The sequence below is a fragment of the Stenotrophomonas sp. SMYL20 genome (assembly GCF_036320045.1).
In the GTDB taxonomy this organism is placed as follows: Bacteria; Pseudomonadota; Gammaproteobacteria; order Xanthomonadales; family Xanthomonadaceae; genus Stenotrophomonas; species Stenotrophomonas maltophilia_A.
Genome location: NZ_JAWIRT010000004.1, coordinates 96,428 through 108,234 on the forward strand (window position 1 = coordinate 96,428; position 11,807 = coordinate 108,234).

Consider the following 11,807-nt stretch of genomic DNA (forward strand, 5'->3'; position numbering starts at 1 on the left):
TTGGCGGGGCGGTGTCGGATTGCGGGGACGCCGCAAGTACGTCCGTGTAGGCTTGGCAGCCGTATCCATGCGGCTGACACCCCGCAATCCGACACCGCCCCGCCCTCGACAGGTTCACGCGGCTGTTGGTAGGTGTCGACCTTGGTCGACACATCTGTCAGATATCGAATGAATTCATCCGTGTCGACCAAGGTCGACACCTACCAGAGCGGACGCTGTCCCGGCAGATCGCGAAAAACTGTCGAAGGCGGGGTGGGTCCGGTGGCAGGGGTGTCCGCGGCATGGATGCCGCGGCCAAGCCCCCATGGGTGAGGGCGCTTTGCTTGCGAAGCACTGCTTCGCAAGCGCCCGAACGCACAGCCGCCAGCGGCTGGGCCGGCCTGGGGGTTTACGGCGTCCCCTGCTACCGGACCCACCCCGCCTACCCACAGGAAACCAGCTTTTGACGTTGATGTTGACGTTGATTCGGCGGGTGCAGGGCTGCAAGCCCTGCCGACCCCCCTCAATCCTTACTGGAGCAGCGAGCGCAGCATCCAGGCGTACTTCTCGTGGGTCTGCAGGCGCTGGGTCATCAGATCCTCGGTCGGGGCGTCGTCACCCTTGGCCGCCACGTCCAGCACTTCACGTGCCGTACGGCAGACCGCTTCGTTGGCGACCACCAACTGGCGTACCATTTCACGCCAGTCCGCACTGTCGGTCAGGCCCGGTTCCTCGGCGATCGAGGTTAGCGCAGCGAATTCCCGGTAGGAGCCCGGGGCATTGAAGCCCAGCGCGCGGATGCGCTCGGCCACGTCGTCCAGTGCCGCCCACTGCTCGGTGTACTGCGTCTCGAACATGGTGTGCAGCGAGTTGAACATCGACCCGGTCACATTCCAGTGGAAGTTGTGCGTCTTCAGGTAGAGCGTGAACGCATCGGCCTGGAAGCGCGACAGACCGTCGGCGATCTTCTTGCGGTCGCCCTGGGTGATCCCGATATCGATGTTCGGCGCCGACGGTGCCGCCGCTGCAAGCTTCTGCTTGCCGGTCTTGGCCTTGGTCGTGCTCTTGGTCTTCGCCATGGGGTTCCTCCTTGTGGAATCGTTGGCCTTCACAATAAACCGGTCGTGATGACTGGTCGCTTTCAAAGTTTTGAACGAACCGATTGATGAACTCTATCGATAAAAATCCATCGCCCCGCCTGCGCCAACAGCGCGCCGCCATCGACGGCGCCATGAGCCGCGACCGGGGCCGTTTGCTGGGGATGCTCTCGCGTTGCCAGGCCAAGCCACAGGATGCGGCACTGGCCGCCACCTTCGAGCAGGCCTTGCAGGCGTCGGTGCAGCGCCGGATGACACGGGCGCAGCAGCAGCCGTCCATTACTCTGGACCCGCAGCTGCCGATTGCGCGTGAAGCCGACGCCATCATCGGGCTGATCCGCGACCACCAGGTCGTGGTGATCGCTGGTGAAACCGGCTCGGGCAAGACCACCCAGCTGCCGAAACTGTGCCTGGCCGCAGGCCGTGGCCAGGCCGGCATGATCGGCTGCACCCAGCCGCGACGGATTGCCGCACGTGCGGTGGCCAGCCGCGTGGCGCAGGAACTGCAGAGCGAGCTGGGACAGCTGGTCGGTTACCAGGTGCGCTTCAACGACAAGGTCGGCGAAGACACCCGCATCAAGTTCATGACCGACGGCATCCTGCTGGCGGAAATTGCCAGTGACCGCTGGTTGTCGAACTACGACACGATCATCGTCGACGAGGCGCACGAACGCAGCCTCAACATCGACTTCCTGCTGGGCTACCTGAAGCAGCTGCTGCGCAAGCGCCCGGACCTGAAGCTGATCGTCACTTCGGCCACCATCGACACCGAACGCTTCGCCCAGCATTTCGACAATGCGCCGGTGATCAGCGTTGAAGGCCGCACCTACCCGGTGGAAGTGCGCTATCGCGCGCTGGAAGGCGAGGGCGAAGACCAGGGCGAACGCACCGTCAATGACGCCATCGTGTCGGCTATCGACGAGATCACCCGCCTGGATGCGCGCGGCGACGTGCTGATCTTCCTGCCGGGCGAACGCGAGATCCGCGATGCGCACCAGTCGCTGGAACGCCGCAAGTACCGCAATACCGAGGTGCTGCCGCTGTACGCGCGCCTGTCCAACCAGGACCAGGACCGGGTGTTCAACCCCGGGCCGAACCGGCGCATCGTGCTGGCCACCAACGTGGCGGAAACCTCGCTGACGGTGCCGCGCATCCGCTACGTGGTCGATCCGGGCTTTGCCCGCGTCAAGCGCTACAGCCCGCGCAACAAGCTGGACCGCCTGCACATCGAGCCGATCTCGCAGGCCAGCGCCAACCAGCGCAAGGGCCGCTGCGGCCGTATCGCCGAGGGCATCTGCTACCGCCTGTATGCCGAGGCCGATTTCCAGGCGCGGCCCGAGTTCACCGATCCGGAAATCCGCCGCTCCAGCCTGGCCGGGGTGATCCTGCGCATGCTGCAGCTGGGCCTGGGCCGCATCGAGGAGTTCCCGTTCCTGGAAGCGCCGGATGAGCGCGCGGTGGCCGACGGCTGGCAGCAACTGACCGAACTGGGCGCGATCGACGCCGAGCGGCGCATGACTACCATCGGCAAGCAGATGGCACGCCTGCCGGTGGACGTGAAGCTGGCGCGCATGCTGGTGGCCGCGCAGGCCGCCGGCTGCCTGCGGCCGATGCTGGTGATCGCCTCGTTCCTGGGCATCCAGGACCCGCGCGAGCGCCCGCCGGAAGCGCGTGGCGCGGCCGACAGCGCGCATGCGCAGTTCGCCGATGGGCGGTCCGAATTCGTTGGTGTGCTGCGCCTGTGGGATGCCTATCGGCAGGCCCATGAAGACCTGACCCAGTCCAAGCTGCGCGACTGGTGCAGCCGCCACTTCCTTGGCTTCCTGCGCATGCGCGAGTGGCGCGAGCTGCATCGCCAACTGCGCCTGCTGTGTGAGGAACTGGGCTGGAAGGAAGAAGCCAACGAGGCCTCGATGGCACCGCTGCTGGCCGGCAGCAGTGCACCCGCCCCGGCGCGTGATGATGCCGCCGCAGTGAAAGCCACCCGTGGTCAGCTGCACCGTGCCGCGCGCCTGGCCCGCGAGGGCAAGGCCGAGGCGGCCCCGGCGCCGGTGCCCGTGCGTGCGCAGAAGGAACAGGCGCCGGTGGGCGGCGGTTTCAGCGAACGCGTGCGTGCCGCTGCGTACCAGACCCTGCACCGGGCGCTGGTGGCGGGCCTGCCGACGCAGATCGGCCACCGCACCGAGAAGGGTGACTTCCAGGCGCCGCGCCAGCGCCGCTTCCTGCCGTTCCCGGGCTCGGCCCTGTCCAAGCGTCCGCCGCCATGGCTGCTGGTGGCCAATCTGCTGGATACGCAGAAGGTGTGGGGCATGACCCTGGCGGCGATCGAGCCGGACTGGGTCATCGCCGAACTGCCGCACCTGCTGCTGCGCAAGCACTTCGACCCGCACTGGTCGCGCGCACAGGGCCAGGTGCTGGCCTCCGAGCAGATCAGCCTGTTCGGCCTGGTGCTGGCGCCGAAGAAGCCGGTGCACTACGGCCGCATCGCGCCGGGCGAAGCGCACGACATCTTCGTGCGCCAGGCACTGGTGACCGGTGAGATCAACACCCGCGCCAGCTTCGTGGCCGACAACCAGAAAGTGCTGGAGATCGCCCGCGAGGAAGAAGCCAAGCTGCGCCGTGCTGGCATCGTCGCCGACGAGGACTGGCAGGCGCGCTGGTATCTGGACCGGGTGCCGCCGCAGATCCATTCGGCGGCGGGTCTGGACACCTGGTGGAAGGGGCTGGCGCCGGAACAGCGCAAGACCCTGCACTGGTCCCTGGTCGATCTGTTGCCGGGTGAGGGCAGCGAACAGGAGCGCTATCCGAAGTACCTGCCGCTGGGCCAGGCGCGCCTGCCACTGCATTACCGCTTCGAGCCGGGAGCCGACGACGACGGCGTCACCCTGGATGTGCCGCTGCATCTGCTCAACGCGCTGGACCCGGTGCAACTGGGCTGGCTGGCGCCGGGTTTCGTCGCCGACAAGGCCTCGGCACTGATCCGCAGCCTGCCCAAGGCGATGCGCCGCAACTACGTGCCGGCACCGGACTTCGGTCGCGCGTTCTACGAGGCGTTCCCGCAGCCCAGCGCCGATGCCATCACCGGCGAGCTGGCGCGCTTCCTGTCACGTGCGACCGGCGCAACGGTGACGGCGCTCGATTTCGAGCCCGGCTCGATCGAGCCGCACCTGCACATGAACCTGCGGCTGCGCGACGAGCAGGGCAAGGTGCTGGCGACCTCGCGCGATCTGGACGCACTGCGCGCGAAATTCGGTGGTCGTGCCGGCGATGCGTTCGCTGCACGCGCTGGCCGCGAGATGGCGGCCGATGGCCTGCGCACGTTCCCGGCCATGCCGATACCGCTGCAGGTGCCCGGTGAAGCCGGCGTGCCGGCCTATCCGGCGTTGCTGGACGAGGGCGACAGCGTGGCGCTGCGCATCTTCGCCGATCGCCAGCAGGCGCTGGAGGCCCATCCGCTGGGCGTGCGCCGTCTGCTGGAGATTGCCCTGGCCGAGAAGGTGAAGCAGGCACGCAAGCAGCTGCCGGTCGGTGCCAAGACCGGCCTGTTGTATGCGGCGATCGAGTCGCAGGAGCGCCTGCGTGGTGACCTGGTCGATGCGGCGATGAACGCGGTGCTGGCCGAGGGGCTGGAAGACATCCGCGATGCGGCAGCCTTCGAGCAGCGTCGTGAGCATGCGGCCAAGGCGCTGTTCGGCGAGGCCATGTCGCGGCTGAAGCTGGCCGAAACCATCCTGGCGCTGGTGGCGGAACTGAAGCCGATGCTGGAAGCACCGTTGATGGGTTGGGCGCGCGGCAATCTGGACGACATGGAAGCGCAGCTGGTCGGGCTGATCCATCCCGGCTTCCTGCGCGACACGCCGGCCGACGCGCTGGCGCAGTACCCGCGCTATCTGAAGGCGATGATCCTGCGTACCGAGCGTGCCAAGCGTGATCCGCCACGTGACCAGGCACGCATGCTGGAACTGCATCCGTTCCTGGAAGCGCTGGAAGCGGGGGAGCAGCAGGGACTGCGCGAGCGCCCGCAATGGCAGGCGCTGCGCTGGGATCTGGAAGAGCTGCGGGTGTCACTGTTCGCGCAGGAGCTGGGTGCGCGCACCGGCATCTCGGCGAAGAAGCTGGCGCAGCGGGTGACCGCACTGCGCCAGGCGTGACGTCGTTGCTGCAGAGCCGAGCCCACGCTCGGCTCTGCAGCAAGGTCACGGCGCTACTTGGTTCGGCGCACCTTCGGCTGGGTGTTCACGCCGTCGACCTTCAGGTACCACACGCCCATCACACCGGGCTTGATGCTGACGGCGGGGGACTGCTTGCGCACACCGGCCAGGGTGCTTGCATCGGTCTGCTCCCATTCCTGGCCGTTGTCCAGCACGTAGACGCGGCCTTTGCCGAAGCCGCGGAACTCGCCCTGCAGCACGCCGGTGATCGGCTCGCTGCTGCCGAAATCGAAGAAGCCGCGATTCTTCACGATCACTTCCTGACGGCCTTCCTCGCGCGCCGTTTCCCGTACGGCCGCAACCGCCTGGGTGGTGGCCGCTTCGACCTTGCCCTGCAGCCAGTGGTTCAGCGTGGCCAGTTCCTGCGCGTTGAGCTTGTCCAGGCCGGCCGCCTTGAACTCGGCCGGTGACATCTGCTGCTGCAGGTCACCCTCCACCACGCGCTGGGCCAGCGCAGGCGCCGACAGGGACAGCAACAGTGCGGCACAGGCCAGCAGCCGTAGGCGGAAACGCGGGACGATCGAGGACATGTCGGGACTCTCCTGGGTTTGCCCGCGAGTGTAGCGGCATGTCTTCATGCCGGGTGATGGTGGCCGCGGTGATTGTCCCTGAACGGCGCCGGCGCTAGTGTAGGGGCCTCTGTCTTGCCTGCTCGATGCTGTGAACCGCGCTTCCGTCCCCGGCCTGGATGCCTTGTTGAACCGCCCCTCGGCAGCCGTGCTGCCTGCTCCGCTGCGCCAGGCCCTGCGCGGGCACTGGGAAGCGCCGGACTGCGACCATCAGATGCGCGCCAGCTGGTCGGTGCTGGGCGACACCCTCGACGCACTGGCGATGCTCTCGGCCGACGAAGGCGCGGTGGTCGCGGCCCTGCTGTTCGATCTGCCCGGCCTGCGCGCCAGCCTGGAGCAACTGCCGCTGGGCAACCACAAGGCCGCGGTGATCGGCCTGCTGGATGGCCAGGATGCGGCCGATCCGGTGTGGGCGCTGCACGCCGGCCGCGAGGCCGGGCGCAACAGCGAAGGCCTGCGCCGCCTGCTGCTGGCGATCATCCGCGACCTGCGCGTGGTGCCCATCCTGCTGGCGCGGCAGCTGGCGCGCATGCGCGCGGCCGACAAGCTGGACGACGAGCAACGCCGCGCGCTGGCGCAGCTGACCCGCGACATCCATGCGCCGTTGGCCAACCGCCTGGGCATCTGGCAGCTGAAGTGGGAGCTGGAGGACCTGGCGTTCCGCCACCTGGAACCGGAGACCTACCGGCGCATTGCGCGGGAGGTGGACGAAACCCGCATCGCCCGCGAGCGTTACGTCGAGAACGTCAAGAAGGTGCTGTCGCGCGAACTGGTCGCGCAGGGCATCAAGGCCGAGGTCAGTGGCCGCCCGAAGCACATCTACAGCATCTGGCGGAAGATGCAGAAGAAGCGGCTGGCGTTCGACCAGCTGTACGACATCCGTGCGGTGCGCGTCATGGTCGACGATGTCGCCGCCTGCTACGCCGCGCTGGGCGTGGTGCATGCACTGTGGGCGCCGGTGCCCAGCGAGTTCGACGACTACATCGCCCGGCCCAAGGCCAACGACTATCGCTCGCTGCATACCGCCGTGGTCGGCCCGGAAGGGCGCACCATCGAAGTGCAGATCCGTACCCACGAGATGCATTCGCAGGCCGAGCTGGGCGTGGCCGCGCACTGGAAGTACAAGGAAGGCGGCAAGGGCGCGGAGAAGTCCTTCGACCGCAAGATCACCTGGATGCGCCAGCTGCTGGAGCAGGCGCAGGATGGGCAGGGCAATGAACTGGCCGGGGCACTCGATGCCGAGCTGACCGAGGACCGGGTCTATGCACTGAGCCCGAAGGACGAGGTGCTGGACCTGCCGCAGGGCGCCACGCCGCTCGATTTCGCATACCAGGTGCACACGATGGTGGGCCACCGCTGCCGTGGTGCGAAGGTCAATGGCCGTATCGTGCCGCTGACCTACCGCCTGCGCAGCGGCGACCGCGTCGAGATCCTGACCGGCAAGGAGGCCGATCCGCGCCGCGACTGGCTGATGCCGGCCAACGGCTTCCTGGCCAGCAACCGCTCGCGCGAAAAAGTACGCAGCTGGTTCCACAAGCTGGACCGCGCGCGCAACGTGCAGGCCGGGCGCGAACTGCTCGAGCGCGAGCTGAAGCGTCTGGGCCTGCAGCATTCTGATCTGGCGATGGCGGCGAAGAAGTTCCATGCCGACAGCGTTGACGACCTCTACATCCAGGTGGCGCTCGGTGACACCGGCCCGAACCAGGTCAGTCGTACCCTGCTGGAAGCCGAACGTGCAGCGAGCCAGCCGACGCCCGCGCCAGCCCTGCCGCGGCCGACCGCGCGCCGCGAGAACCTGGGCAAGTCCAAGTTCACCGTGCAGGGCGTGGGCAACCTGCTGGTGCAGCTGGCGCGTTGCTGCCAGCCAGTGGCCGGTGAACCGATCGTCGGCTACCTGACCCGTAGCCGGGGTGTCACCGTGCATCGTGCAGACTGTGCCGCGCTGGCCCGGCTGGCAGCCACCAGCCCGCAGCGCATCCTGCCGGTGGAGTGGGGCCAGGCCGGTGGCGGCTACGAAGTGGACGTGGTGGTCACTGCGGTCGACCGCCGCTGGCTGCTGAAGGACATCACCAACCTGATCGCCCAGGAAGACGCCTACGTGCTCGACATCCACAGTGACAACGTGCGCAACAGTGGCCGTGCCCACCTGCGCCTGCGCCTGAAGGTGAGCGACTACGGCCAGCTGTCGACCCTGCTGGGCAAGCTGGATGCGCTGCCCGGCGTGAGCGAGGCGCGTCGCCTCGGCTGAGCTTCACGCTGCCCCGGCTACCCTGCACGCATGGAACGCGAGCCTCCGCATCGCCCGCATGGCGCTGAACATCCTGCGCTGGACCGCGTCCGCCGCGAAGGCCGTTGGTGGTGGCTGCAGGCACGTCACGCGCGCCGGGTGTGGCGCTGGGCGCTGGTCGCGGCGCTGGCGGTGTTCGTGCTGCTGGTGCTGCTGCGCAAGCCGCTGGCCGACTGGTTCTGGGATGAGCCTCAGATTGAACAGTTGCTGGCCGAAGGCGATCGCGCACTGGCGGCCGGGCGGCTGAGTGCCGCCGATGGCAGTGGTGCGCGTGAGCGCTACCAGGCCGTGCTGGCGCTGGATGGTGATCGTCCGCAGGCCCGTGAGGGACTGGCCCGTACCGGCGCCGCGGCCCTGCAGCAGGCCAGCGAAAAACTGCAGGCCAACGACCTCGAAGGCAGCGCGCAGGCGCTGGCACTGGCCCGGGAACTGCAGGTGCCGCAGGGCGATGCGGACGCCGTGGCACGCCAGCTGCAGGCCCGGCGCAGCGCAGGCGCCGGCATCGGTGCACTGCTGGCGCAGGCGCGCAACGCCTTTGCAGCGGGCCGGCTGGACGACGGTGACAGCAGCGCGCTGCCCCTGTTCCAGCGCATCCTGGTACTGCAGCCGGACAATCTGCCGGCGCTGGAAGGTCGCGAGGACGCACTGAGCGATCTGCTGCAACAGGCCCGCATCCTGGCCGGACGCGGCGAGCTGGCCGAGGCAGCCGCGATACTGCAGCGTGCGCGCCAGTTCGATGCCGGCCACGCCGATCTGCCCGCCAGCCAGGAAGCATTGGCACAGGCCGTCGACCAGCGCCTGCGCCAGGCCCAGCGCGCCTTGCAGCGTCGGCAGCTGGAATCCGCAGCGAAGGGATTCCTCGCCGTGCTGGCAGTGGCGGTTGATGATTCCAGTGCCCAGCGCGGCCGCGAACAGACCTTGCAGGCGGTGCTGGCACGCAGCCAGAAGCAGGCCGACGATTTCCAGTTCGAAGCGGCGCAGGCCGATGCCGCACTGGCAGCGGAACTGGGTGCTTCGCCGGCGGCGCAACAGCAGCTCGCGCAACGCCTGCAGCGCGCCCAACAGGCGCAGAAGGCGCTGCAGCAGCCGGCGGTCAGCAACACGCAGCGCGAGCGCCAACTGCGCGACCACCTGCGCAGGATCGAGCGCGCCGAACGTGCCGGGCAATGGATCAGCCCCCCCGGGCACAGTGCGTTCGACGCGTTGCGCGAAGCGCAGTCACTGGCGCCACGCGATGCACGGGTGAAGGCTGCCGCAGCGCGGCTGCTGCCCGCCAGTCGCCGCTGCTTCGACGACAACCTGCGGCAGAATCGCGTGCAGGCGGCCGGTGCCTGCCTGCAGGCGTGGCAGACCCTGTCGCCGACCGCGGTTGGACTTCCCTCGGCACGCCTGCGCCTGGCCCAGCGCTGGCTGGCGATCGGCAGCGAACGGCTCGGCAATGGAGACCTGGCGTTTGCCGCACACGCCGCCGAACAGGCCCGGTTGCTGCAACCGGACCTGGCCGAGCTGCCGGCGTTCGAAGACCGCCTGCGCCGCGCCGGCGGTCGCCCGGATTAGGTGAAGAACACCCGCTGCACGGTCGCGCGGGCAGCGTCGAGGGAGAAGTGCTCTGCGATGTTGGCCAGGCCGGCGTCGGACAACTGCTGCCACAGCTGCGGATCCTGGTACAGGCGGACCACCGCATCGGCGAAGCCCGCCGCATCATCCGCCACCAGCACGTCCTGGCCCGGGTGCAGGTGCATTCCTTCTACAGCGCAGGTGGTACCTACCACCGGCTGGCCATGGGCCATGCTCAGGTTGATCTTGCCCTTCACGCCGGCGCCGAAACGCAGCGGCGCGATGGAAATGCGTGCGCCGTCCATGTAGGGCGTGATGTCCTCGACGAAACCGTGCATCTGCACGCCGGGCTGGCGTGCGGCCAATGCCAGCAGCGATTCCGGTGTGGCGGCACCGATGCAGTGCAGGCGTACCTCGGGCAGGCGGGCGCGGATGCCGGCAAAGACTTCGCCGATGAACCACTCCATGGCATCCAGGTTCGGCGGATGGCGGAAGCCGCCGACAAACACCAGATCATGGCGCTGTTCGAACGGCTTGCCCGCGCCGGCGACGTCGTGCAGGTTGGAGATCAGCTCCACCTGCACGGAAGGGGCGTCGGCCTGCAGCTGCTCGCGCTCGGCGGCACTGACCAGCACGGTGACGTCGCACTGCTCCATCACCGCCAGCTCGCTGGCGCGGGTGCGCTCGGCGGCGCGCAGCAACCCGGCATCACCGGCGACTTCGGCACCACGACGTTCGCGCAGGTAATGCAGGTCCACGGTGTCGAACACGGTGCGGGCCTGCGGCGCATAGCGCTTCAGCAGCGGCAGGCACTCGTGGGCGACATGGTGGCGGACCAGCAGCGCCACGTGGAAACGCGCACCGTGCGTTCGCAGCCAGCTGGCGACGCCATCGAGGAACGGCGCATACCAGACTTCCACGCCCATCCGCTGCAGTGCTTCGGTGGCGGCACCGCCATGTTCGCGGCGGGTGGGAACAAACACCACATGAGCGCCGCCCTGCAGCAGCAGGCGGATCAGGTTCACCTGGCGCAGTGACGCCGAATCGCGATCCGGTTGGGGTACTTCCTCGTCCAGGATCAACACCTGGCGTCGGCCACGCAGCAGCAGCGCGGGTGACGGCACTTCGCCCACCGCCGGATGGCGGGCCAGCTCGGTGGCCCAGCGGGCGGCGAAGATGGCCTGGTTGCGCACCTGGTAGGCCTTCACACCGCTGCCGGTATCGGTGCCGTTGCTGGTGCCTTCATCGTGGATCACCCGGCTGGCTGGTTGCACCAGCACACGCAGGCCCTGGGCGCGAACGCGGAAGGCCAGGTCGGTGTCCTCGTAGTACGCCGGCTTGTAACGGGTATCGAAGCCGCCCAGCTGCTGCCAGAGGGCGCGCGGCAGCATCAGCGCCGCGCCGGAGCAGTAGTCGACGTCGCGCAGGCTGGCAAAGCGTGGGTCGTCCGCCGCCTCGAAACGGCCGTAGCTCCAGCCGCTGCCGTTGGCGAAGATCACACCCCCTGATTCCTGCAGGCGGCCATCCGGGTACAGCAGCTGGCTGCCGACCAGGCCGGCGTCGGGTGTGCTGGCGAACGTGTCCAGCAGGGCATCCAGCCAGCCCGGCTGTGGCACCGTATCGTTGTTGAGCAGCACCACATAGCGGCCGCGTGCGCGCGACACGCCATCGTTGCAGGCCTCGATGAAGCCGCCGTTGTGCTCGCGCACCTCATAGCGCAGTCCGGCGACCTGCGGCATCCACTGCACGGTGGCGTCGCTGCTGCCGTCATCCACGACCAGGATCTCGCACGCCGCCAGCGGCGGATGTGCCGCCAGGGCGCGCAGGCAGGCCAGGGTATGGCCGACGTGGTTGTAGACCGGGATGACGATACTCACTTCCGGCGTTTCGCTGAACGGCACCGTGAAGGGGGCGAAATCCTGTGCCGGCGGCAGGAACAGCGGCGTTCGCGGCGCGGGAACGGCGCGCTGGGTATGCACGCGGATGCGCTGCCAGGTCGCCCGCCACCCACGGGTACGCAGGCTGGCCAGGCTCCGGCGGGCCAGGCCCGTGAGGCGGTTGATCAGGTATCGGATCTCGGCCAGGGACATCGCCATCCGGTTGCAAC

Annotated in this window: 6 protein-coding genes; 3 read left to right on the forward strand and 3 right to left on the reverse strand. The window is 68.4% G+C overall.

Annotation, left to right across the window (positions count from 1 at the left end; genetic code table 11):
• Positions 1-509: 509 nt before the first annotated feature.
• Positions 510-1,058 carry a Dps family protein gene (locus V3B48_RS04355; RefSeq protein ID WP_006439098.1) on the reverse strand — a complete coding sequence of 183 codons (549 nt, stop codon included), beginning with the start codon at positions 1,056-1,058 and terminating at the stop codon, positions 510-512.
• Between the two features lie 86 nt (positions 1,059-1,144).
• Between V3B48_RS04355 and hrpA the strand changes: the two genes are divergently transcribed.
• Positions 1,145-5,227, forward strand: coding sequence for an ATP-dependent RNA helicase HrpA (hrpA, locus tag V3B48_RS04360; protein WP_329893270.1), 4,083 nt, complete (start codon positions 1,145-1,147; stop codon positions 5,225-5,227).
• A 53-nt stretch (positions 5,228-5,280) separates the two neighbouring features.
• Here hrpA and V3B48_RS04365 read toward each other — a convergent pair whose 3' ends face one another.
• The gene (locus V3B48_RS04365) at positions 5,281-5,817 is read right to left on the reverse strand and encodes a hypothetical protein (protein WP_329893271.1); all 537 of its coding nucleotides are present in this window, start codon (positions 5,815-5,817) and stop codon (positions 5,281-5,283) included.
• A gap of 130 nt (positions 5,818-5,947) precedes the next feature.
• Here V3B48_RS04365 and V3B48_RS04370 point away from each other — a divergent pair, with 130 nt between their 5' ends.
• A complete protein-coding gene (locus V3B48_RS04370) occupies positions 5,948-8,104 on the forward strand; it encodes a bifunctional (p)ppGpp synthetase/guanosine-3',5'-bis(diphosphate) 3'-pyrophosphohydrolase (protein ID WP_329893272.1) in 2,157 nt (718 codons plus the stop codon).
• Positions 8,105-8,134: 30 nt separating this feature from the next.
• Entirely contained in the window at positions 8,135-9,700 is a 1,566-nt protein-coding gene (locus V3B48_RS04375; RefSeq protein ID WP_121504670.1) for a hypothetical protein, read from the forward strand.
• Here the strand turns inward: V3B48_RS04375 and V3B48_RS04380 are convergent.
• The gene (locus tag V3B48_RS04380) at positions 9,697-11,796 is read right to left on the reverse strand and encodes a glycosyltransferase (protein WP_049400496.1); all 2,100 of its coding nucleotides are present in this window, start codon (positions 11,794-11,796) and stop codon (positions 9,697-9,699) included. The two genes, V3B48_RS04375 and V3B48_RS04380, sit on opposite strands and share 4 nt — an antisense overlap.
• Positions 11,797-11,807: the final 11 nt, after the last annotated feature.